Origin of the sequence: Rhodococcus sp. YH3-3 (assembly GCF_001653035.1) — a bacterium.
Taxonomy (GTDB): domain Bacteria; phylum Actinomycetota; class Actinomycetes; order Mycobacteriales; family Mycobacteriaceae; genus Rhodococcus_F; species Rhodococcus_F qingshengii.
The window spans coordinates 1178921-1202246 of the sequence record NZ_BCWH01000001.1 but is presented as its reverse complement, the minus strand read 5'-3'; the positions used below and the strand labels follow the sequence as shown (position 1 = coordinate 1202246).

Annotated in this window: 22 protein-coding genes; 10 read left to right on the top strand and 12 right to left on the bottom strand. The window is 62.8% G+C overall.

From position 1 onward, the window contains the following. Nucleotides 1-58: 58 nt before the first annotated feature. From YH3_RS05645 to YH3_RS05630, 4 genes are all read right to left on the bottom strand, one after another. Entirely contained in the window at nucleotides 59-1198 is a 1140-nt protein-coding gene (locus YH3_RS05645; protein WP_238592586.1) for a serine hydrolase, read from the bottom strand. 180 nt (nucleotides 1199-1378) lie between these two features. Next, entirely contained in the window at nucleotides 1379-1789 is a 411-nt protein-coding gene (locus tag YH3_RS05640) for a VOC family protein (protein ID WP_047269632.1), read from the bottom strand. 134 nt (nucleotides 1790-1923) lie between these two features. Then, a complete protein-coding gene (locus YH3_RS05635; RefSeq protein WP_050655866.1) occupies nucleotides 1924-2925 on the bottom strand; it encodes an AraC family transcriptional regulator in 1002 nt (333 codons plus the stop codon). Nucleotides 2926-2956: 31 nt separating this feature from the next. Continuing rightward, complete coding sequence (locus tag YH3_RS05630; protein ID WP_047269633.1) at nucleotides 2957-3523, bottom strand: GNAT family N-acetyltransferase; 567 nt, start codon at nucleotides 3521-3523, stop codon at nucleotides 2957-2959. Between the two features lie 85 nt (nucleotides 3524-3608). On the opposite strand from YH3_RS05630, the gene YH3_RS05625 reads away from it, so the two are divergent. Beyond that, nucleotides 3609-4919 (top strand): HNH endonuclease signature motif containing protein, encoded by a 1311-nt coding sequence (locus YH3_RS05625; protein WP_064443093.1) that lies wholly within the window; start codon nucleotides 3609-3611, stop codon nucleotides 4917-4919. A gap of 111 nt (nucleotides 4920-5030) precedes the next feature. Here YH3_RS05625 and YH3_RS05620 read toward each other — a convergent pair whose 3' ends face one another. From YH3_RS05620 to YH3_RS05595, 6 genes are all read right to left on the bottom strand, one after another. Continuing rightward, nucleotides 5031-6200 carry a lipid-transfer protein gene (locus YH3_RS05620; protein ID WP_019746856.1) on the bottom strand — a complete coding sequence of 390 codons (1170 nt, stop codon included), beginning with the start codon at nucleotides 6198-6200 and terminating at the stop codon, nucleotides 5031-5033. Next, nucleotides 6197-6637, bottom strand: a complete 441-nt coding sequence (locus YH3_RS05615; RefSeq protein ID WP_042920527.1) for a MaoC family dehydratase — start codon at nucleotides 6635-6637, stop codon at nucleotides 6197-6199. The genes YH3_RS05620 and YH3_RS05615 overlap by 4 nt, the downstream gene beginning before the upstream one ends. 2 nt (nucleotides 6638-6639) lie before the next feature. Beyond that, nucleotides 6640-7641: a bifunctional MaoC family dehydratase N-terminal/OB-fold nucleic acid binding domain-containing protein gene (locus YH3_RS05610; RefSeq protein WP_051649499.1), complete on the bottom strand. Its 1002-nt coding sequence runs from the start codon at nucleotides 7639-7641 to the stop codon at nucleotides 6640-6642. 7 nt (nucleotides 7642-7648) lie between these two features. Then, nucleotides 7649-8800 carry an acyl-CoA dehydrogenase family protein gene (locus tag YH3_RS05605; protein WP_007734012.1) on the bottom strand — a complete coding sequence of 384 codons (1152 nt, stop codon included), beginning with the start codon at nucleotides 8798-8800 and terminating at the stop codon, nucleotides 7649-7651. Then, the gene (locus YH3_RS05600) at nucleotides 8785-9825 is read right to left on the bottom strand and encodes an acyl-CoA dehydrogenase family protein (protein ID WP_042920532.1); all 1041 of its coding nucleotides are present in this window, start codon (nucleotides 9823-9825) and stop codon (nucleotides 8785-8787) included. Before YH3_RS05600 ends, YH3_RS05605 begins: the two co-directional genes overlap by 16 nt. An 83-nt stretch (nucleotides 9826-9908) precedes the next feature. Continuing rightward, nucleotides 9909-12071, bottom strand: a complete 2163-nt coding sequence (locus tag YH3_RS05595; protein ID WP_007734000.1) for an acyl-CoA dehydrogenase — start codon at nucleotides 12069-12071, stop codon at nucleotides 9909-9911. 94 nt (nucleotides 12072-12165) lie between these two features. On the opposite strand from YH3_RS05595, the gene kstR reads away from it, so the two are divergent. Continuing rightward, nucleotides 12166-12804: a cholesterol catabolism transcriptional regulator KstR gene (kstR, locus tag YH3_RS05590; RefSeq protein ID WP_003945752.1), complete on the top strand. Its 639-nt coding sequence runs from the start codon at nucleotides 12166-12168 to the stop codon at nucleotides 12802-12804. A gap of 87 nt (nucleotides 12805-12891) precedes the next feature. Further along, on the top strand, nucleotides 12892-15432 hold the full coding sequence (otsB, locus tag YH3_RS05585) for a trehalose-phosphatase (RefSeq protein ID WP_003945932.1): 2541 nt from the start codon (nucleotides 12892-12894) through the stop codon (nucleotides 15430-15432). Between the two features lie 3 nt (nucleotides 15433-15435). On the opposite strand, the gene YH3_RS05580 is transcribed toward otsB, so the two are convergent. Beyond that, the gene (locus YH3_RS05580; protein ID WP_003945452.1) at nucleotides 15436-16524 is read right to left on the bottom strand and encodes a LacI family DNA-binding transcriptional regulator; all 1089 of its coding nucleotides are present in this window, start codon (nucleotides 16522-16524) and stop codon (nucleotides 15436-15438) included. A gap of 139 nt (nucleotides 16525-16663) precedes the next feature. On the opposite strand from YH3_RS05580, the gene YH3_RS05575 reads away from it, so the two are divergent. The 7 genes from YH3_RS05575 (at nucleotide 16664) to YH3_RS05545 (ending at nucleotide 22562) form a co-directional block, all read left to right on the top strand. Continuing rightward, on the top strand, nucleotides 16664-17614 hold the full coding sequence (locus YH3_RS05575; RefSeq protein ID WP_042920537.1) for a metal ABC transporter solute-binding protein, Zn/Mn family: 951 nt from the start codon (nucleotides 16664-16666) through the stop codon (nucleotides 17612-17614). 120 nt (nucleotides 17615-17734) lie between these two features. Continuing rightward, entirely contained in the window at nucleotides 17735-18577 is an 843-nt protein-coding gene (locus YH3_RS05570; protein WP_020723636.1) for a metal ABC transporter ATP-binding protein, read from the top strand. Further along, nucleotides 18574-19455, top strand: coding sequence for a metal ABC transporter permease (locus tag YH3_RS05565; RefSeq protein WP_064443092.1), 882 nt, complete (start codon nucleotides 18574-18576; stop codon nucleotides 19453-19455). Before YH3_RS05570 ends, YH3_RS05565 begins: the two co-directional genes overlap by 4 nt. A 34-nt stretch (nucleotides 19456-19489) precedes the next feature. Further along, nucleotides 19490-20251 carry a LamB/YcsF family protein gene (locus YH3_RS05560; protein ID WP_064443091.1) on the top strand — a complete coding sequence of 254 codons (762 nt, stop codon included), beginning with the start codon at nucleotides 19490-19492 and terminating at the stop codon, nucleotides 20249-20251. Then, nucleotides 20248-20862 carry a 5-oxoprolinase subunit PxpB gene (pxpB, locus tag YH3_RS05555; RefSeq protein ID WP_082920533.1) on the top strand — a complete coding sequence of 205 codons (615 nt, stop codon included), beginning with the start codon at nucleotides 20248-20250 and terminating at the stop codon, nucleotides 20860-20862. The genes YH3_RS05560 and pxpB overlap by 4 nt, the downstream gene beginning before the upstream one ends. 57 nt (nucleotides 20863-20919) lie before the next feature. Next, on the top strand, nucleotides 20920-21792 hold the full coding sequence (locus YH3_RS05550) for a biotin-dependent carboxyltransferase family protein (RefSeq protein WP_064443090.1): 873 nt from the start codon (nucleotides 20920-20922) through the stop codon (nucleotides 21790-21792). Nucleotides 21793-21869: 77 nt separating this feature from the next. Continuing rightward, nucleotides 21870-22562 (top strand): LpqN/LpqT family lipoprotein, encoded by a 693-nt coding sequence (locus YH3_RS05545; protein WP_039973380.1) that lies wholly within the window; start codon nucleotides 21870-21872, stop codon nucleotides 22560-22562. Nucleotides 22563-22615: 53 nt separating this feature from the next. On the opposite strand, the gene YH3_RS05540 is transcribed toward YH3_RS05545, so the two are convergent. Continuing rightward, on the bottom strand, nucleotides 22616-23257 hold the full coding sequence (locus YH3_RS05540) for a hypothetical protein (RefSeq protein WP_064443089.1): 642 nt from the start codon (nucleotides 23255-23257) through the stop codon (nucleotides 22616-22618). Between the last annotated feature and the right edge of the window lie 69 nt (nucleotides 23258-23326).

Below are 23326 nucleotides of genomic sequence, written 5' to 3'. Positions count from 1 at the left end.
CGTACTCCGAACCCGCCCGAAAGAAACAGTCGATCCCGGACAGCGGGAATCCAGCCGATCACTGGTAAACGGCGGTCTCGAATTCCAGGTATCCGTTGATGGATCCAGCGTCCGCGAACGGCAGAATCTGCGTTGCCCAGAACCCGCCGACGCCGGTCTGCCGGTCGATCCAGTAATAGAGGTTGGCAAGACCCGCCCAAGCCAGCGATCCGGCCGGCCTACCGGTGGGTGCCACCTCTTCATTTGTCATGAAGGAGTATGCCCATCCCTTGGGCACACCGGGGAAGAATTCCGCATCGTTGGATAGCGTCGGGAGAACTCCGGGCAACAACCCCACGTGCTGGCCTTCGAGCCCGTTCTGAACGGCTGCAGCTACCGTCTCCGACGACAACACGCGACCCGAAGTGCCCGCGCCGTCGTTGAGCCACATACGAATGAACTTCATGTAGTCGCCGACAGTGCCGTGCAAACCGTGACCACCCATGTGCACCTCGGGTTCGGCCGGAAGCTCGAATCCGATGAGCGGAGTGAGGCTTCCGTCGCTCTCACGCTGATGGATCGGCGCAAGTCGATCCTTCATCGACGGGCTCATCGTGAATGCCGTATCGGCCATCTCGAGAGGTTCGAAGATGCGCTCACGCATGACATCGCCGAGTCGCTGACCTCGAATCGACTCGACGACCTGTCCGGCCCAGTCGATGTTGGTGCCGTACTCCCACTTCTCACCCGGGTCGAAGAGCAGCGGTGTCGTGAGCGCCGCTTTGCTACACGTGATCACGCTGGGCTGCCCATGTTCCTGCGAGAGCCGGTTGTACGACTCGTTGAAGAAGTCGTAGCCGAACCCTGCAGTGTGAAGGAGCAGCATGCGAGTGGTGATGTCACGCTTGGGTTCCCGAAGAACGGGGTTTCCGCCGGCGTCGAAACCGTCCAGGACCTTCAGCTCACCGATTTCGGGAACATAGGTCGCCGCAGGTGCATCGAGATCGAGCAATCCCTCCTCCACACATTGCAGGACAGCGGTACCGGTGATCGCCTTGGTGGTGGAGAAGAGCGCAAAGGTTGTATCGAGGGTCATCGGAACGTCGGAACCGAGAGTCCGCTCGCCCGCAGCACCCTCGTAGATGTTGCCTTCTCGATCCGTAATCATCGCGACCACACCCGGGACTCGGTCAGCCCCCTGAGTTGCTCGCGCCAGCACGTCGTCGAGGTGCTGCTTCGAAAGGGGCTTCCGCGCAATATCTTCGATCGTCACTGCATTTCTCCATCCGACTTGCAACTTGTCTTGTCGAACAGAATGTAACGGCGATCACACACCCGGCTCTGCCTCGAAACGGCAGGAAAACTGTCTCGTTTCGGCAGAACCGGGCAGAGATTGGAGTCAGCTCTGGGGCGCTCCGATATTCACCAGCCAGGAAATGCCGAATTTGTCTGTACAGGCGCCGAATTCGTCGCCCCACATCTGCTTCTCGAGTGGAACGCTCACCGTTCCCGTTCCCGACAACTGCTCCCAGTACCCGCGCAGCACATCGCCGTCGTCGCCGCTGAGGCTGACCGTGATGTTGTCGCCGGGGTTGTACGGCATGCCGGGCGGAGTGTCGGCACCCATCAGGGTGTATCCCTGATCGGTTTCGAGCATTCCGTGCATGATCTTGTCGCCGCCTTCACCGGGATTGCCGAACTCACCGAACGTGCTCAGCGCCAGCGTGCCACCAAAGATTTCTTTGTAGAACTCCAACGCCTCACGGGCATTGCCGTTGAAGCTGATGTACGGATTGAGTCGAGTTGCCATGACGTACTCCTAGCTCGTGGGATTGCTGTCACGTTCGATTTCAATCCTTGCAGAACGCTCCGACACGAAACAACGGATCACGGCAGTTCATCGAGTGCGTAAAACGATCGTCATGACCGTTCAAACAACTGTCCTCAGAGTCGATTCCGGGTCTCGGAAGGCAACTCTCCGAACCGTTTCCGGTATGTGGCCGCAAACATGCCCAGATTGACGTAGCCCCAGGCGTTGGCGATTTCGGAGACGGTTCTCCCGTCGGAACGCAACAGTTCGCCGCGTACACCCTCCAACCGACGCGCGCGCAATCGTTGCCCCGGCGTGGTGTCTCGGTACCGTCGAAATCCCGCAGTGAGCGCCCGGACACTGACACCCACCGCAGCCGCGATCTCCGATGCCGTCGGCACCGAGCGAGCAAACGTATCGATGTACTCCTCTGCCGATCGCACGTAGGCCGGTTCGGCGGAGGCGACGTCGACGCCGAGTTGCAACCCGGCCTGCGTCGCCCACTCGTCGAGAAGCTGAGCCGCGATGAGTTCTTGAACCCTGGCACCCAGCCTTTCGCTCGACATCGCCTCAGGCGACTCTGCAATTGCGCGAACGACGTAGTCCATCAATGCCAGCCAACTCGAGCCCCGCCCGCCGATGGTGCACTTGTGCCGCCACAGACGGTCGTCGGGAACCGACCCGAACCATTGCATGGCGTGATCGGCGACAAGCTGATGCGGCACAGTGAGATTCAGCTGCAGATGATCTTCGTCGAATTCGACGAAGTAGTCGGTCCGGCTACAGTCGGCGACAAAGGTCTCCCCCACGGCAGTATTCACCGCAGTTCCTCCGCCGAGGGCATGTCGACCGTTGCCTCTGATAGTCGTCAGAACCAGAATGTTTCCGGCCTCAGGCGAACATTCACCGACGGAGACCGGAATCCCGTAACAGAATCTGGTGACGTCGATCTTGCCGACTGCCGCGGAGTACATGTCCGAAGCCGGCTTCAACCGACTTCCGATCGGCGTGACCGTATACGGCATGTAGATGTTGTCGGACCACTCTTTGATGCGGTCCCAGTCCCGAGAAAAGGCCTGGTGATGCTGCATAGTGGGCTGGCCGGCCGCGTCGATGAGCAAGGCATCCTCGAACATGGTTCGAGTATCGCACCAGGGCCCGGGAAGGTCACGCGAAGTGAGCTGACGTGATCTCTGGCTGTACGGCGGCGGGTCGTGTTGCAGCAAAAAGCAGCGAATCCACCGCGGTCCCCCGGATCACCATGTGTGCCCTCATTCGCCCCTCCTCCTCCATTCCGATTTTGGTGAGCACCGACGCCGACGCCGAGTTCTCGGGACGACACGTTGCTTGCACTCGCTGCGCTCCGAAGCGAGCAAAGGCGAATTCCAGAACCGCGCGCCCCGCCTCCGACGCATAGCCTCGCCCTTGGAACTTCGGGTTCACGACAAAACCGAGTTCCGCCCGCCGGTGCGCGGCGGATACTTCCCACACAGCTACCGAACCGATGACCGCTCCATCGGCCTTCGACGTGATGGCCAGGGTGAACGTGCGACGTTCGACGAGCGCAGCTTCGAGTGCCGCGTCCGCCAGGAATGCCCTGGTCACCGCGGGGGTGTTCGGCCCCCAATCAACATATCTACAGACGGCAGGGTCGGACGCGTACTGATGGACGGCACCTTCATCCGCGGCAGTGAAATCTCGAAGAACAAGGCGTTCCGTAGTCAACGTGAACATCCAGCGATCCTAGAGCGAGCCCAAAAGCACCTCTTGACTCGAACGCATGTTCGAGTATGATTTGGGGAGGGGATCGGGGGATTCAATGAGTGTCTTGTTGTCGGACGTGGTTTCGGGTTCTGCGGTGGGGTTACGTGGACGTCTGTGGCAGTTGTCGGCTGCTGAGTTACGTGCGGCTGCGGTGTCGGCGAGCGCGGAGATTCTTCGTCTCGAGGCTGTGCGGGTGGCAGTGGTCGACGAACTCTCGATGCGCCCGGATGATCAGGTGATCGCCAGCCGCGGGGTCGGTTCGTGGTTGGCGGCGAACACCATGTTGCAGGTTCGGGACGGGAAAAAGATCGCCGCGTTGGGTGCAGCTTTGCGGCCGTTTCCGGCGGTGGCGGCTCGGTTCGATGGCGGGGATTGCTCGTTCGATCATGCTGTGTTGATCGTGGCGTTCTGTGAGTCACCGCCGAAGGGGATGCCGGAGGAGGCGCTACCGAAGTGCATCGATTTGTTGTTGGCGGCTGCGTCGGGTGTGGAAGCGACGACGACGAAAGTGCGGAACGTGATCGCGACCTTGGAGCGGTTGTTCGAATCGGATGAGATCCCGCCCGCCGAGGATGTCGATCTCAACGAGTTGCGGATCGCCTCGACATTGAACGGTCGAGTGGTGGTGCGCGGCGATTTCGATGCCCTGACCGGTGAAATGCTGTTGTCGGCGTTGTCGAATCTGACGATGCCGACCCCGGCACCGGATGGGACGCCGGATGCTCGGTCGGCGGCGAAACGCACGGCTGACGGGTTCACCGAACTGATCCGCCGCTATCTGGACTGCGCCAAGACCGGTACCGATGGTGGTCAGCGTCCGCATGTGAACGTGCACATCAATGCTCGTGATTTGGCGGAGCATCGGGATTGTGCCGCACAGTCTTCGGATTCGGGTGATGACGGCTCACTGGAGCTGTCCGATCTTGATGTCGGGCACATGCCCTGGCTCGGGCCACTCTCGGTCTCGCAGACCCGACTCCTCGGGTGCGATTGTTTCCTGTCCACTGTTCTGCTCGACGATCACGGCGCGCCCTTGGATGCGCAACCAGGAAAGAGGCTGGTCACCGCCGAACAACGGACTGCGTTGATCGCCCGAGACAGAGGCTGCGCGTTCCCCGGCTGCACATGTGTACCGGCCTGGACCGATGCACACCATATCCGGCACTGGGCCAACGGCGGCCCGACGGTGATGAACAACCTGGTCCTGCTGTGCCGTTCGCACCACCGGTTGATGCACCGGAAATCAGGGCTCGTCGGGAAGTGGGCGATTCGGATCGGTGTCGACAACAACCCGTGGTTCATCCCGCCACCCTCGATCGACCCCGGACAGCAACCCAGGCCGGCGAACACCACCTTCAAAACCTGAGAGGTCAAACCTCTTTGGCGACAACAGAACACGAACCGAGCACCGCATCGAAGGAGACCTCGATGCGGTGCCAACCGGCCGTGACGCTTGATGAAGCTGTGCCCACGATAATCAGCGAGTCAGCACAAGCCCCGATGTCGGAACGCCCGTTCCCGCAGTCACCAGTACATTCTCGACGGAGTCGACCTGGTTGACCGAAGTACCGCGGATCTGCCGAACACCCTCGGCGATACCGTTCATCCCGTGAATGTATGCCTCGCCGAGCTGTCCACCATGGGTGTTGATCGGAAGCTTGCCGCCGAGTTCGATTGCGCCACCGGCGATGAAGTCCTTTGCCTCTCCCCTGCCACAGAAACCGAGTTCCTCGAGCTGCATCAGAACATAGGGCGTGAAGTGGTCGTAGAAGATCGCCGTCTGCATGTCCGACGGGCGCAGCCCACTTTGTGACCAGAGCTGATCGCCGACAAGGCCCATCTCCGGTAGGCCGGTCAAACCGTCGCGGTAATAGCTGGTCATGATGTATTGATCTGCCCCGCTGCCCTGTGCGGCGGCAGCGATAACGGCGGGGGTGTTCTTCAGATCTTTGGCTCGTTCTGGCGAGGTGACGACGATCGCGATGCCGCCGTCGGACTCCTGGCAGCAATCGAGAAGATGCAAAGGTTCGGCGATGAACCGCGAATTCTGATGGTCCTCGAGGGTAATCGGTTTTCCGTAGAAGAACGCCTTCGGATTGGTGGCTGCATGCTTACGGTCCGCGACGGCGATTCGACCGAAGTCCTCGCTGGACGCTCCGTATACGTGCATGTATCGCTGCGCGACCATCGCGACAAACGATGCAGGAGTACCCAATCCGTGAGGATAGGAAAAGGCGTTATCCGTGCCCGACGAATTGACCTGCGCCACAAGGCCGGAGTTCACCTGCCCGAAACGCGCACCCGATCGCTCGTTGAACGCGCGGTAAGCGACGACGACGTCTGCGACGCCGGTGGCAACAGCCATGGCGGCCTGCTGAATCGTCGCCGCAGCGGCACCGCCTCCGTAGTGAATGCGGCTGAAGAACTTGAGGTTCGGAATCCCCACCGAACGAGCTACTGCCACTTCGGTGTTGGTGTCCATGGTGAACGAGGTAAGACCGTCGACGTCGGCGGGTGTCAGACCGGCGTCGTCCAACGCGGCTTGAACAGCCTCGGCGGCCAGTCGCAGTTCACTGCGACCGGAATCCTTCGAGAAATCCGTGGCTCCGATTCCGACGATCGCTGCCTTGCCGGACAATGCGCTCATTCAATGTCTCCGTTTTCAGTGTCTCCATTCGAGCCCGACGCCGGAAATGCCAGTGTGACCTGTGCGGTGATGTGATCTCCCAGGCTGTTCTTGCCGACCACCGCGAGTGACACGAGATCCTCGTCGTAGGAGGTCACCGTTCCGGAGAGCGTCAAGGTGTCGTAGGCGTACCAGGGGACTCCGAGGCGGAGTTTGATCGACGTGAGTACAGCCCGCGGTCCTGCCCAATCGGTCACGAATCGCTGCACCAAGCCGGTGTCGGTGAGGATGTTGACGAAGATGTCCTTCGAGCCGCGTTTCTGTGCGAGATCGCGGTCGTGGTGAACATCTTGAAAATCGCGGGTAGCGAGCGCCGCCGAGACCACAAACGTCGGGTCGCCGTAAATCGAAAGCTGCGGAAGAACCTCTCCCACAGTGATATCCGTCGTCGAAGTCATCGTCACTCCTTCACCGCAGAAACCGCAGACACCGCAGACACAGAAACCGGCTGCCAGGCGTACAGAGTCCAGGGAGTTCCCCCGGTCTCGTCGTCTCCGGGGAAGTCGAGGTAGATCGCCTCCACCTCCATTCCGATCGACACACTCGACGGATCGACGCCGCGCAATTCGCCGAGCATCCGCACACCCTCAGGCAGTTCGACCAGGGCAACGACGAACGGCAACGACCGACCAGGAACCTTGGGGGCGTGGTGAACGACAAAGCTGAAGACCGTTCCCCGACCTGACGCCACCACGTAGTCGGTCTGCTCCGACTTGTCTTTCCAGATCGCGGGCACCGGCGGGTGCTGTACCGAACCGTCCGCACGCAGTTGAATACGCAACTCGTGTGCGGCGACACCGTCCCAGAAGAACTGCGTGTCGAGGGATGCTGTCGGACGCAGCATTCGAGATGCGTCCAGGTCCGCAGGCACGTCAGTGGAGGAACTCTCGCTGACTGGCGGCGCGAACTTCAAGATCCGGAACATCATCTCCGAGACCAGTTCTTCGCCGACCCGCCAGAAGCTGCGAGTAGTGAAGAACCATCCTTCACCAAGACCTGTTTTCTTGGGTCCCACAACGTCTTCCAACACCGAGGAGATGGTGACTTCTTCACCCGGCTTCAAATAGCGGTGGTAGATCTGATCGCAGTTGGTCGCGACGACGGACGTGAATCCGGCCTCGTCGAGGATGTCCGTCATCCGGCCCAACGGATCGTCGGCTTCTCGAATTGCCCCCAGACCGCGCATCGTCCATACCTGCGCCATCGCCGGCGGTGCGACTATTCCGTCGTGTCCGGCGGCGCGGGCAGCCGATTCGTCGACGTAGATCGGGTTCTCGTCACCGATCGCCTCGACCCAGTTGCGGATCATCGGCAGGTTCACGGGGTCCCGGCCGGCGCGAGGAGCGCTTGGCCCGTCCTCTCGAACCCGCTCGGCAGCAGTGAGAATGGGATCTGACACGATTTGTTTCCTATCTCGGAACGCGAGGAAGCTTCAGGCCGGCGGTCGCAATCAGTTCGCGCATCACCTCGTTGACTCCACCGCCGAAGGTGATCACCAGGTTGCGCTTGATCTGCATGTCCAACCACTCCATGAGATCAGCAGTTTCGGGATCGATCGGATTTCCGTACCGCCCGACGATCTCTTCCGCCAGTCGACCGACCCGCTGGATACGCTCGGTCGCAAACACTTTGGTTGCCGAAGCGTCGGCGATATCCACCGAATCCGAATCACTCGACGCCACTTGCCAGTTGAGCAGCTCATTGAGGCGGTACGTCGCATGAATTTCGCCGAGCGCGCGCCGTACGTCAACGTGATCAAGCAGGTTTTCACGCTTGGCCCAATCGAAGACGTGGTCGTAAATCCCTGCGACACGACCTGCCGGACCGAGCATGACGCGTTCGTGGTTGAGCTGCGTCGTGATCAAGCGCCAGCCCTGATTCTCCTCACCCACAAGCATGTTCGCCGGAACGCGAACGTCCTCGTAGTAGGTGGCGTTGACATGATGCGCACCGTCGCAGGTGATGATCGGGGTCCAGGTGTAGCCGGGATCTTTGGTGTCCATGATCAGGATGGAGATGCCGCGGTGCCTTGAATCGGCAGACCCTGTCCGCACGGCGAGCCACACGTAATCGGCGTCATGCCCGCCGGTGGTGAAAATCTTCTGGCCGTTGACGACGTACTCGTCACCATTTCGTGCCGCCGAAGTGCGCAGTGCTGCAAGGTCGGTGCCGGCTTCCGGTTCGGTGTAGCCGATCGCGAAGTGCACTTCACCGGCGAGGATCGCGGGCAGGAATTTCTGCTTCTGCTCCTCGCTGCCGTACTTCTGCAGAGTCGGGCCGACGGTCTGCAACGTCACCGAAGGCAGTGGGACATCCGCCCGCACAGCCTCGTTGACAAAAATCTGCTGCTCGACTTCACCGAACCCACGTCCGCCGAACTCCACCGGCCAGCCGACGCCGAGCCAGCCGTCCTTGCCCATACGACGGATGACCTCGCGATAGGTAGGGCCATGCCGCTCCACGCGCATGATCTTGGCCTCTTCGGGCGAGATCAGCGTCGAGAAGTAGCGTCGAAGTTCAGCTTGCAATGCGCGCTGACTGTCGGTCAGATCGATGAACACCGGGCCCCCACGAGGTCGAGTCGCTGCGAAGCACCGCCGAGCAGGCGTGCCAGGTCTTTTGCAGTCGAGTAGTAACGATGAAGTGGATACGTGACGTCGACGCCCAGACCGCCGTGCAGGTGGTGAAGCACCTGCATCGTGGCAGGCACTTCTTGGGCGATCCAGTACGCCATGACGTCGAGGTCCGACTGGGCGTCCAGGCCCTCCGACACGCGCCAGGACGCCGACAACGCCGCGACATGAAGGGTCCGGGAGGTGACGTACGCGTCGGCTATCTGTTGTGAGACTGCCTGGAACGTGGCGAGCGGCTTACCGAATTGCTCACGCGAGCCGACATGTGCCGCAGTGAGATCGACGGCGCCGGACACCAAACCGTCTGCAACGGCTCCGATGCTTGCCGTGGCGATCCGGTACAGCGTCTGGACGGCTTCCTCGCCGGCACCGAGAAGTTCACCGACTGCCTCGTCCATGGTGACTGCGAACTCCGGACTGCCGGACGCACTGGGAGTCGGCGTCAATGCGACGCCGGCGGCGGTCGGATCGACGAGAACGACTCCGGCGTCGGTGGGCACAAGAATTCTGTGTGCGCTCGCCGCGAAGGGAACGGCAAGCACCGTCCCGCTGACGCGATACCAGTCGCCCGACTGCTGCGCGGTGGTCGACGGCTGTGCCGGGAACTGCTGACCCGGCTCACCGAGCGCCGCGGTGAACACCCGTCCGGCGCCGACTCCGGTGAGCAATTCTTCCTGTTGAGCGTCGGTCCCCAGAGCGACTATGGGGAGTACACCGAAGCCGAGGGTTGCGAGAGCCGGAATTGGAGCGGCGGCCCGGCCGACCTCGACGAGGAGGGAACCGACGTCGGCGACGGAGAGTCCCTCGCCGCCCAGACGCTCGGGCAGGGCCAACGTGAGCAGGTCGGCATCGGCGAATGCCGCCCAGAGCGCGTCCGGCTCCAGTTCGCGGGCAAGGAGCGCGGTAGCCACCTCGGCTACCGCTTCCTGGGTTTCATCGGGAGTGAAGTCCACGCTGGCAATCCTGTCTCTGATGTAGAACGTGTTCTAGTTGTATCACCAACGTGGACATTTCTAAAGGCCTCTACTCACGCCGTCTAATCACGGGGCAGGCCCAGAATTCTCTCCGCGGCGACGGTCAACAGAATCTGCGTGGTTCCGCCGGCAATCGACAGGCATCGCGTGTTGAGGAACTCACGCGAAAGCGGGCCCTCCACCCACCCGGCAGTACCACCCAATTCCATGGCGAACTCCGCGACATTCTGACGCTGGCGCACGCCCACCAGCTTGCGGACGCTCGACGCCGGACCCGGATCCTGACCGTCCAATTGCCGCAGTGTCGTGCGCAATTCCAGCAGTGAGCCCACCATGGCGGTTCCGATCAGCCCACCGAGCTTGTCTGCCACCACAGGATCGGGGTCGCCGGCCAGCTCGAGCAATTCCTCCATCGCACCGCCGAGCGAAGAGCCACCGCTCATTGCGACCCGCTCGTTGGCGAGGGTCGTTCGGGCCAGTTTCCAGCCTCCACCGAGCTGGCCGACGACGCACTCGTCCGGGACGAAGACGTCGTCGAGGAAGACTTCGTTGAACAGGGCATCTCCGGTGATCTCGCGCAGCGGCGAGATCCGAATCCCAGCCGTCTTCATGTCGAGAAGGAAGTACGTGATGCCCTTGTGTTTGGGAACCTCGCGATCGGTCCTGGCGAGGCAGATGGCCCAGTCAGCTTCACGCGCAAGCGAAGTCCAGACTTTCTGGCCGTTCAGCTTCCAACCGCCGTCGACCTTTTCCGCGGTCGTGCGCAGTGCCGCAAGATCCGAACCTGCGCCGGGTTCACTGAAGAGCTGGCACCAGGTGATCTCGCCCTTGAGCGTCGGAGTCGCAAATCTTTCGATCTGCTCCGCACTGCCGTGCTCGAGGATGGTCGGCACTGCCCACCAGCCGATCACCAGATCGGGTCGGCCGATACCGACGGCCGCCAATTCCTCTTCGATCAGAATCTGTTGCGCGGCCTTGGCGCCCCGGCCGTACGGCTTGGGCCAGTGCGGCGCAAGGTAGCCCGATTCGGCCAACGCGTTGCGCTGCTCGGATTCGGGCAGCGTCACCAATTGCGCTACCTCTTCGCGAATTTCGGACCGGTCGGATTCGAGCTCACTCAAGTCGATCTGAAGGTGACGCCGTGCGCCGCCGATCGTCAATTCCGCGACGCGTGCGCGCCAATGAGACGATCCGCCCAGAATCTGCCGGAGCGACAGTGCTCGACGAAGGTAGAAGTGCGCCTCGTGCTCCCAGGTGAATCCGATGCCGCCGAGCACTTGAATGCAGTCTTTTGCCGTGTCGACAGCGGCATCCAGAGACACCGCGGCGGCCACTGCTGCGGCGATCGGAAGTTCGTCGCCCGACTCGGCAGCGACTGCACCATCCCAGGCGACGGCTCCGGCATTCTCTACGCGACAGAGCATTTCGGCGCAGATGTGTTTGATCGCCTGGAACGAGCCGATGGGCTTTCCGAATTGTTCGCGAATCTTCGCGTACTCCACCGCAGTACGCAGGCTCCACGCCGCGATTCCGGCAGCTTCGGCTGCCCCCAGTACCGCCGCGAGATCGGAAACCGATCCTGGCGCAATGTCATCGAGGATTCGGTCGGCGTCGACCGTCACTCGATCGAAGGAGACTCGCGCCAGTGGTCGCGACTTGTCGATGGTGTCGACCGCTTCGTAGGTCACGCCTTCGCTGTCTCCGTCGACGAGAGCCCAGACGACACGCGAGCCTTCGTCTTCGGACACGACGCCCGCCGACACGAGTACCGATACGCCCGAATCGCCGCCCCAGGCGTAACCTCCTTCGCCATGAAGCTCGATGCCGCCGGACGCATTCGCCGTTGCCGCAACTGGACTTTCGTCCAATACGACGGCACACGGCAGCGCACCGTCGGCGAGCGTTTCGGACCATCGCTTGGCAGCGGGCGACGAACTACGCCCCACCACCAGAGCTGCGAGTGCAGTCGTGAGAACAGGACCCGGCACGAGTTCGATTGCCGCCTGCTCGAGCATTGCTGCGAGATCGACGATTTCGGCCCCGGCTCCGCCTACCGCTTCGGGAACGGCGACCGAAAATATCCCGAGAGACGCGAACTCGGACCATTTCTCCCGCCACGAAACTGCTGGTCCACGGCGTACCATGTCCATCGGCGTGGCCGAGCGAGCCCAGGCCTCTATCGATTCCTGGACCGCCCGCTGTTCATCGGTCGTGGCGATTGTCACAACTGGTTCCCGCCTCTCGATAAGTGACACAATTGTTTAGAACGTGTTCTAATATGACACCTGGCCAAGAGTCAAGGCGCGAAGGAATTTGTCGATGACCACAACATCCCGATCCCGCTCCAACGCGGTTGCTTCTGCAACGCTCGGGGACGACGATCTCAGCTCCAACGCGCAACGTGAACGCCGCAAGCGGATTCTCGACGCAACACTCGCCTTGGCGTCCAAGGGCGGCTACGAGGCTGTTCAGATGCGCGCCGTGGCCGAGCGTGCCGACGTCGCAGTCGGAACGCTCTATCGCTACTTCCCGTCCAAGGTTCACCTACTGGTGTCCGCCCTGGCACGCGAATTCGAGAAGATCGATTCCAAGGGCAAGATCCCACCTGGAACCAGCCCGCTCGAGCGGATGCAGCTGATCCTCAGCCTCATCACCCGCGCGATGCAGCGCGATCCGCTCCTCACCGAAGCGATGACTCGCGCGTTCATGTTCGCCGACGCCTCCGCAGCGGCCGAGGTCGATCAGGTGGGCCAGTTGATGGACCGCCTCTTCGCACGAGCGATGACCGAAGAGGAGCCAACCGAAGAGCAGTTGGCGATCGCGCGCGTGATCTCCGATGTGTGGCTGTCCAATTTGGTGGCATGGCTCACGCGACGCTCTTCGGCTACCGATGTCGCCAATCGACTGGAATTGACGGTTGAACTGCTGCTCGGTGACGGAACTCGGAAACCCGAATAGACATCCTTTGTCGCATCTGTCATTTTTGCACTGATCGGCCGGAAACGTATCGAGCCAGGAGTCGCTGCATCACCTAGATTTGAAGAGGTGAGCGCACAAGATCTGTCCATCGAACTCCGCCGAGCGCTGTCAGGCGTGGCACGCACGCCGCGTCTGCTCGTAGCCTCCGACTACGACGGGACGATGGCACCCATCGTCGCCAACCCGGACAAGGCGTATCCCCGGGCGGAAACGGTGCGTGCGCTTCGCTCTCTCGCCAGCCTCGCGTCGACGACGGCTGCCGTGATCTCGGGCCGCGCCCTCAAGGATCTGGCTGCGCTGTCCCGACTTCCCGCCGAAGTGCAGTTGGTCGGCAGCCACGGCTCCGAGTTCGACATCGGATTCGTCCACGCGATCGACGCCGACGCCAGGAAACTGCTCGACGAGATCGTCACCGAGTTGGGCCGAATCGCCGCCGACACCCCTGGGGCAACGGTGGAGAAGAAGCCCGCCAGCGTTGCACTGCACGTACGCAACACCAGTGCCGACGACGCCGAGAAGGCGCTCATCGCCGTCCGCACCGAATCGGCACTCTGGCCAGGCGTTCAGGTCACCGAGGGCAAATCGGTGGTCGAGTTGGCTGTCATCGCCACCGACAAGGGGCACGCACTCGACTTGATTCGCCATCAGGACGGCGCAACCGCTGCCGTCTTCATCGGCGACGACGTGACCGACGAAAAGGCGTTCAGCAGGCTTCAGGGGCCGGACATCGGAATCAAGGTCGGCAGCGGGGACACCGTCGCCGACTATCGCGTCGACAGCACCGAGGACGTCGCTGCCGCTCTGGCATTCCTGCTCGACGAGCGTCGTACGTGGCTTTCCGGCGCCGACGCTCCGCCCATCGAGCGACTCTCGATGCTCGCCAGTCCGCGCACCGTCGCTTTGGTGACCCCGGATGCGACGCTGACCTGGTTGTGTCACCCGGAACCGGATTCAGCGGCCGTCTTCGCACACCTTCTCGGCGGAACCGGGGCCGGCCACTTCTCGGTCGGGCCTCGACGCACAGCCTTGCCGCTGAGCCAGAAGTACATCGACAGCACGATGACAGTTCAGACCCGCTGGGCGAGCCTGTCCGTCACCGACTACCTCCCCCACGACGTCCCACAGGGACGAACCGACCTGACCCGCATCATTTCCGGTCAGGCCGACGCGATCGTCTCGTTTGCACCCCGTCCCGAGTTCGGCCAGGGTCAGGTCACGCTCGAGGTCGTCGACGAGGGCATTCGGGTCCTCGGCACCAACGAGCCGTACGTACTCCGCTCCCCCGGTGTGCTGTGGAACATCGCCACCGACGGAAACCAGCAGACCGCCCACGCCATCGTCGAGCCGTCCAAGGGTGACGTCGTCCTCGAATTGCGCTGCGGAACAGAAGAAATCGGCCCGTCCGACGTTCCGGAACTCGAGCGTCGAGCGACCTCGGAGGCCTACTGGTCCGATTGGGCCAAGACGCTCGAACTCCCGAAGCTGAAGCCGGACTTGATGAAACGCTCTGCACTGACCTTGCGCGGGCTGGTTCATGCCGATTCCGGTTCCATCATGGCCGCCGCCACAACATCCCTGCCGGAAGAGATCGGCGGAGTCCGCAACTGGGACTACCGCTATTGCTGGTTGCGCGACGCCGCCCTCACCGCAACAGCTCTCGTGAGCGTCGGATCCACCGACGAGGCCGAGAACTACCTGGACTGGGTCCACCGCGTGCTCGAAACACTGCCGGGACCCGAGCGCCTGCACCCCCTCTACACGCTCTACGGGACTTCGCTACCGCCAGAGGCCGTCATCGATTCACTTCCCGGATACGCCGGCTCCCGGCCGGTCCGCGTCGGAAACGCCGCGAATCAGCAGGTTCAACTGGACGTGTTCGGCCCGATCGTCGAGCTCATCGTCGAACTGGCGAATGCACGCGAAAAGGCCGGTGATCCCGATCCTTTGAGCGACCGCGACTGGGAACTGGTGTGCGCCATGGTCGAAGCAGTGCAGCGGCGCTGGTTCGAACCCGATCACGGCATCTGGGAAATTCGCGACAACCCGCGCCACCACGTCTATTCCAAGGTTATGGGCTGGGTCACCGTCGACCGCGCCGTCGATCTTGCGACCCGCTTTTCTCGCGAGGCTCTGCCCGAGTGGGCGGAACTGCGTGACCAGATCGCCGACGAAGTACGACACAAAGGCTGGAAGGACGACGTCCAGTCGTACACCGCAGCCTACGACGGTACCGATCTCGACGCGGCGACTCTGCACATCGGACTGTCGGGGCTGATCGATCCGACGGATCCGCGCTTTGCAGCGACCGTCGTAGCCACCGAGGCTGAACTACGCAGCGGCTCAACGGTATACCGCTACCATCACGACGACGGTCTGCCCGGCATCGAAGGTGGGTTCCACCTCTGCGCCGCCTGGCTCGTCGAGGCATACCTACTGATCGGGCAACGCCTGCAAGCAGAGGCACTGTTCGACCAGTTGGTCGCGGCAGCGGGTCCCACCGGACTGCTCGCGGAGGAGTACGACCCCATCGCGGAACGCTCACTGGGCAACCACCCCCAGGCGTACAGCCATCTGGGCTTGTTGCGCTGCGCCCAACTCCTGGCGTGAGCGCTACCCCTTGATCCGACCTGATGTTCGCCCGGCCAGTAGTTCGGTGTCGAGCATCTCGACTATCGGAACGCCGGATCCGGACGGCGACATCAAGAGCGCACCGGCACGCCGGCCCTTCTCTTCCTGGGGCTGGCGCACCGTTGTGAGTGATTCACGCAGCGCCTCGTCGACGCCGTCGAATCCGGTGATCGACAGTTGGCCAGGTACATCGATGCCCTGCCAGCGCGCCCAGTCCAAAGCGCCGAGAGCCAGCACGTCGGTGGTGCAGACCAGTGCGGTGATCTCGGGGTTGGTCGCGAGAGCTTCCGCCGCCGCCGAGTGCCCGGACTGCGATGTGTGGACGTACCGCTCGATCACGGTGAGTGAGAGTGGGTCCATGTCGGCCGCCACCATCGCGTCGCGCACTCCTTCGATCCGCTCACGCTGGACGTGGAAGTGTGGGGACTTGAGTCGTTCCTGGCTGACGACGCCGTCCATCCGGTCGCGCCCCAGCCTCATGCAGAGCACGCCGATGTCGCGGTGGCCGAGCCCGATGAGGTAATCGGCGACCTTGCGCATGGCAGCGCGGTCGTCGATGCCCACGAGGGATGCACCGGGAATCTCGCGCGGCTGGTCGCAGACGACGATCGGAATGTGACGCTCGAGCACGGCAGCGAGATACGGATCGTCGTCGGCCACGGAGTAGACGACAAAGCCGTCGACGCCCGCCTGCTGGACCACGGCTGCAGCATCCACCTCGTCGCGGCCGGGCCCGGCCGGGATGAGCAGCAAGCCCTGGCCGGCGTCCTCACACGATTCCGAGAGACCTGCAAGGAAGCTCATGGCGGCCGGGTCACGGAACGAATAACTGAGTGCTTCGGTGAGCAGAAGACCGACGGCACCGGCTTTGCGAGTTCGCAGGGAGCGGGCGACCGGATCAGGTCCGGGGTATCCGCGTCGCTTGGCCGCTTGGAGCACTCGATCCCGCAGCTCGACGGAGAGCTGATCGGGTCGGTTGTACGCGTTCGAGACTGTAGTTCTCGACACATTGAGCTCGGCGGCAAGCGACGCCAAAGTGGCTTGACGGCGTGGCTGACGGGACCGGGGCATAAACGGACGTTAGCCGTAGTGCCCGCAGACGGCGCGTTGGGGCTGAACCGAAGGTGAACTACCAGCGACTATGCGCTAATGTGTAACGGTAACGGTTTCCAATAGCATTTAGCCCAGCCTTTGTTCAGGAGAAAAGCACGTGCGTTCGTCGTCGAAATTCCGCACCGCCACCGCCCTCGCGGCCGTCTCGGTCGCCGCAGCATTCGCGCTCACCGCGTGCAGCTCAACCTCCTCGAAGGACGACGGCATCACCGTCGTCGCATCGACGAACGTGTGGGGCGACGTCGCGCAGGCCGTCGCCGGCGACAAGCTGACCGTGACGTCGATCATCAACGAGCCGTCCGCGGACCCGCACTCGTTCGAGGCGACTCCCGCCGATGCCGCCAAGATCACCGACGCATCGCTCGTCGTCTACAACGGTGGCGGCTACGACCAGTTCATCACCGACGTCCTCGACGCAGGCAAGGGCGAGCAGAAGACGGTCAACGCCTACAACCTGCTCGACGGCGGCATCCACGCCGGCGAAACCGCGGGCGAATCGCATGACGGTCACACCCACGGCGCAGTCAACGAACACGTCTGGTTCGACATCCCGACCGTCGACGCCGTCGCACATTCGGTGGCCGATCAGCTGAGCGCTCTCGATCCGGACAACGCGGCGACCTACGAGGACAACGCGAAGGCATACAGCCAGAAGCTCGCCGGCGTCACAGCGATCACCGATTCCATCGCCGCTGCCCACGCGGGCGCACCGGTGGCTCAGACCGAGCCGATCGCGCACTACCTCCTGGTCGCAGCTGAACTGAAGGACGCAACTCCCGAGGAGTTCACCAGCGCCATCGAAGACGGCAACGATCCGTCACCGGCCGCAATCGCCGCAACCCGCCAACTCCTCTCGGAGAAGCAGGCCCGCGCACTGGTCTACAACATCCAGACGCAGGACAAAGTGACCCAGGACATGCGCACCACAGCCGAAACCGCCGGAGTGCCCGTCGTCGAGGTTACGGAGACTCTCCCCGAGGGCCTGGACTACATTCAGTGGCAGACGCAGACCGCGGAGTCGCTCGCAAACGCCCTCTCTGCCCAGTAATTATTTGCCCCACCATTTCCGAGAAGAACCGATCGGCTTGTGACAGAAACTTCCGCGAATACTCCTGTGCCCCCTGGTAACACCGTGCCTTCTGGTAACACCGCGCCTTCAGAGGCCTCCGTGCCCGCTGTGACGCTGAAGGACGCTCGATTGTCCTTCGGCGCCCGCACATTGTGGGACGGGCTCGATCTCGAGGTACAGCCAGGTGAGTTCATCGCCGTACTCGGGCCGAACGGGTCGGGCAAGACCTCGCTCCTGAAGATTCTGCTGGGCCAACTACAACTCAGCGGCGGTAGTGCACAGATCGTCGGCACGCCGGCACGGGCCGGGAACTCACACGTCGGGTACATCCCGCAGCAGAAATCGATCGACGACGGCCTCCCGCTCCGCGGCCGCGACCTGGTCGGCCTCGGCGTCGACGGTCACCAGTGGGGTACGGGCCTACTGCGTCGGGGTCGTCGCCGCAAGATCGTCGACGACGCCATCGCACAGGTCAGCGCCCAGTCGTTCGCCGACGCTCCCATCGGTTCCATGTCCGGCGGTGAGCAGCAGCGACTGCGGATCGCACAGGCTTTGGTCGGCGACCCGCGGATACTGTTGTGCGACGAGCCGCTGCTCAGCCTCGACCTCGCCAACCAGCACCTGGTCTCGACGCTGATCGACAAGCGGCGGCGCAGCCACGACACCGCGGTGCTGTTCGTGACGCACGAGATCAATCCGATCCTGCCGTTGGTGGATCGAGTGCTCTATCTGGTGGACGGTAAATTCCGGATCGGGACGCCGGCCGAAGTGATGACGTCCGAGGTTCTCTCGGATCTGTACAACACCGACGTCGAAGTGTTGCAGGTTCGTGGCCGCCTCGTCGTGATCGGCACCGGAGACGCCATCGACGCGCTCGGCAGCGCAGGCGGACTACGCCCGGGAGAAGGCGTTCACCATTCTGATGAGGATCACCACCAGTGAGTAACAAGTTCACCGACGCGATGTCGCGGATGTTCGACGTGTCCGCCACCGTCGACCTACTGCAGTACGACTTCGTCCAACAGGCGTTGATTGCCGGTGCCATCCTCGGATTGTTGGCCGGCATCATCGGGCCGCTGATCGTGAGCCGTCAGATGTCGTTCTCGGTGCACGGAACGAGTGAGCTGTCACTGACGGGCGCATCCGCCGCACTTCTCGTCGGTGTGGGCGTCGGCTTCGGTGCCATCGTCGGATCCGTGGTCGCGGCAGTGCTGTTCGGACTGCTCGGAGCCAAAGCGCGCGACCGAGATTCGGTGATCGGCGTGATCATGGCTTTCGGCCTCGGCCTGTCGGTGTTGTTCCTCTGGGCGTACGACGGTCGCACGGGAACCAGCTTCTCGTTGTTGGTCGGACAGATCGTGGCGCCGGGAAACAGCGGTCTCGAACTTCTGCTGCTGTGCGCGGTCATCGTGATCGGCACACTCGGATTCATCTACCGCCCTTTGCTGTTCGCAAGCACCGACCCCGAAGTTGCTGCAGCTCGCGGTGTTCCGGTCCGGGCACTGTCGATCGTGTTCGCAGTGTTGGTCGGCATCACCGCAGCACTCGGCGTACAGATCGTCGGTGCTCTGCTGGTGATGTCGCTGCTGATCACCCCCGCAGCGGCCGCCGCGTACGTCACGGCAAGCCCACTCAAGGCCACGATCCTCTCCGTCGTGTTCGCCGAACTGGCAGCCGTCGGCGGCATCCTTCTCTCGCTGGCCCCCGGCGTTCCCGTCTCGAGTTTCGTCACCTCGGTCTCGTTCGTGGTCTACCTGATATGCCGACTCTTCGGATCCGCACGTCGCAAGAATGCCGGACGGATTCCGGCGCACGCCTGAACACCGAGAGCCCATACCTACCTAGAATCGAGGTATGGGCTACAGCGTTGATCTGAACAGCGACCTCGGCGAGGGCTTCGGAGCCTGGACCCTGGGCGACGACGACGCCATGCTCGAACTTGTCACCAGCGCGAACATCGCCTGCGGATTCCATGCCGGCGACCCGACAACGCTGTTGGCGACTTGCGAATCCGCCGCCGCCCGCGGCGTCCGGATCGGCGCGCAGGTGGGGTACCGAGACCTCGCCGGTTTCGGCAGACGCTTCATCGACGTCTCCCCGAAGGACCTCACCGCCGACGTCATTTATCAAGTAGGGGCGCTCGACGGTTTGGCTCGTGTCGCCGGATCGCGGGTCACGTACGTCAAACCCCACGGCGCGCTCTACAACGCAATAGTCCATCACCGACGGCAGGCGCGGGCCGTGGTCGCCGCCGTCGTTGCCTATGACAGTTCGCTACCTGTTCTCGGACTACCGGGTTCGGTGTTTCTGGAAGAGGCGCGCGAGGCCGGTCTCGACGTGGTCGCCGAGGCTTTTGCCGATCGTGCGTACACGGCGGAAGGCACCCTGGTCCCCCGCACCGAGTCGGGCGCCGTTCTGCAGGACCCGACACTTGTTGCAGAGCGGGTTCGGCGAATGGTCGTCGACGGCGAGTTGGACGCAGTCGACGGGAGCACGTTGAAAGTCTCTGCCGCATCGGTGTGCGTGCACGGTGACAGTCCGGCAGCCGTCGACATGGCCGTGGCAATCCGCACTCTCCTCGAATCTTCCGACGTCGAGATCACGCCGTTCACATGATCGCGATCCTGCCCGCCGGTGAATCCGCAGTCCTCGTCGAGTACGACGAACTGCCGAGTGTGCTGGGCAACTTCAGGGCTCTCGACGCCAGTCGGATCCCCGGCGTGATCGACCTGATTCCCGCGGCGCGAACCATCTTGATCGAGTACGACAACACGATCACCGCGCACCAACTGGTGGAGAAATGGGTACGTGGGGCCGTACCGATCGAACTCACAGCAGACGAGAGCGGGTCTGCTGTCGAGATTCCGGTCCGCTACGACGGCCCCGATCTCGTAGAGGTGGGCAAGCTGACCGGCCTCGGGGTCGACGGTGTGATCGACGCTCACACGGCTGCGTCGTGGACCGTCGCGTTCATCGGTTTCGCCCCCGGCTTCGCGTATCTGACCAGCAACGAGAGAAAGCTCGAAGTTCCACGTCGATCGGACCCGCGCAGGCAGGTCCCGGCCGGTGCAGTCGGGTTGGCCGGACAATTCTCGGGCGTCTACCCGCGTAGCTCCCCGGGCGGCTGGCAGTTGATCGGAACGACGGAACTGTCGGTGTGGGATGCCGAGCGCCGCCCGCCGGCGCTGCTTCTACCCGGCACCACAGTCACCTTTGTCCGTGCATGATTTTGGTGCAAGCATGATTTTGGTGTCTTCACCGCGCTGTTGCGGGACAATGGATTCATGGCCTGGCTCGAGGTTGTGCGTACCGGCCCGCTCGCCACAGTTCAGGACCGCGGGCGGAGAGGCTACGGCGCCCTCGGGGTCGGAAGATCCGGCGCCGTCGACATGATCTCGCACGACAGCGCCAACAGACTCGTAGGCAACACTTTTCGAGCAGCAACCATCGAAGTCACCGCTGGGGGTTTCGCTATGCGGGCCGTCGGTTCGATGACGGTGGCAGCGACAGGCGCGCGGGTGCCGCTGGCCGTCGACGGACGGCCGGCACCTGACTACGCGAGCATCCATCTGGGTAGTGGCAGCATTCTCGAATTGGGTTACAGCACAACCGGGTTGAGAACGTACATCTCTGCACGCGGTGGCGTCGACGTCCCGCAGGTACTCGGAAGCAGATCCACCGACACGCTCTCCGGAATCGGGCCGCCGCCGCTCGCCGCCGGCGATCTGCTCCTCCTCGGGGCCGAGGAAGGGACGTGGCCCACCGAAGAGTTGATTCCACCGCCGGCACCTGCACTCGGCGCAGTTCCGATCGAGATCACGCTCGGCCCCCGAAATTCCTGGTTCACCGCCGCATCCGTTCACGCGCTCCTTCACACCACGTGGAAAGTCACCGAACACACCAACCGAGTCGGGGTCCGGCTACAGGGCCAAGGGCCTTTGCATCGCTCACACACCGAGGAATTGCCGAGCGAAGGCGTCGTGACGGGATCCATCCAGGTGCCACCAGGCGGCCAGCCCGTCGTGTTCCTCGCCGACCATCCCGTGACCGGCGGATACCCGGTCATCGCCGTCGTTTCCGACGCCGGGATTGCGTCGCTGGCACAGCTGCGGCCCGGCAGCACCATTACCTTCAAGGCCACTACTCGGCCGTCGTAGCGCTGATAGTCTCAGCCGCGCCAGCAATGCTGCCGGCGGCGCTCGGCCGTCGCCAAAACCTGAAGGACTGTCACACTATGAGCCCTAAGAGCAGCACACTTGCTCTCGGAATAGCGTCACTGATCACTGCTGCACTCGTCTTGTCCGGATGCAGCAGTTCGGAAAGCGGCGACGCCGTCTCCAGTGATACCAACACCAGTGAGACCACTGCTTCCGAAAGTTCTGCATCCTCGCCGTCTGCCGCTGCCGCGACGCCGACTTTGCGGGACGGAACACCGTTCATCGGTGAGCGGACGACGATCGAAACCGGCGACGACCCCGAAGCGCCGAGCATCAGCGTCAGCCTCCCGCCGAGCTGGACTCACGGCGAGAACATCCCTGCCGGCGTTACGGACGCGTTGTCCAGCAACAGCCAGGAACCCAGCGGTTTCATGCCGAACACCACGGTGACGGTCGAAAACCAGGGCACCGCAACAAAAGACGAGGTTCTTGCCGCTGCGCGTGAAACGATCGCCACTCTCGACGGGTGGACCGAGGTGAAGTACACCGAGATCGACGTCGACGGACAGCAGGGTTTCCGCCTCTCCGGAACCTGGACCGCCCCAAACCTGGACGTTCCGCTCTACGCCGTCATGACGGTCGTCGCTTACCAAGCCGACGACAACTCGCCGGTCTACCTGGTCAGCTTTGCAAACCAGTTCACCGACACGACGAACATGCAGACCTCCAACCAGGTGGAAGAAATCAACACCTCGATCGAATTCGGCTGAGCACCTGATGGTCCCCCCCCCCCCCCCCCCCCCCGCCGTTTCACAACTCTCGCCTAGCTCGAATCGAACAGGCCGCTGAGGGAACCGAGGCCACCACTCAACGAGCCGAGCGATCCGATTCCGCCACCGGTTCCGGGGCCAGTGGGATCAACCGGATCAACGGGATCGACCGGGTCAACCGGATCGACCACATCCGCGGCGCGGACAGTGATGGACGGGCCCAAGTTGGCGAAATTCGCACTCGACTGGAATCCGTTGCCCATCACCGTGGCACCTACCGCCAATCCACTTCCGTACACGGTTCCCGGCGCACACGAAGCAGTAACCGTGTAGCTGGTCTTCATGGTCACCGGTTTGCTGCCGTTGTTGATCCAGCCGGCACTGGTCACCTCGAGCGTCGTGGCTGTCAGTTCCGGCGTTTCAGTGGTTTCGGTCATCGTCCCGCCAACGTGAAACTTCGTGACCTTCGCCGAGCCCGGGACAAAGGTCAAGCATGCGGCATGCGTCTCGGTGAACCTGCTGATATACCCGTCGATTCCGCTCTTCTTCGACACTGTCGTGTAGGTGATCGTGTCACCGATCTTCGGCGACGCATTGTCCACGGTGCGAGTAAATGTGTAGGCACCGGAAGTTGCTGTCTCGGCAGTCGCGACTCCCGCACCCAGCGCGCTTGCGCCCACAGCAAGAGCAATCACCCCCAAACCAGCTCCAACGGTGGACAGACTACGATTCCTGGATCCAAACTTTGCCACGAACAATCTCCA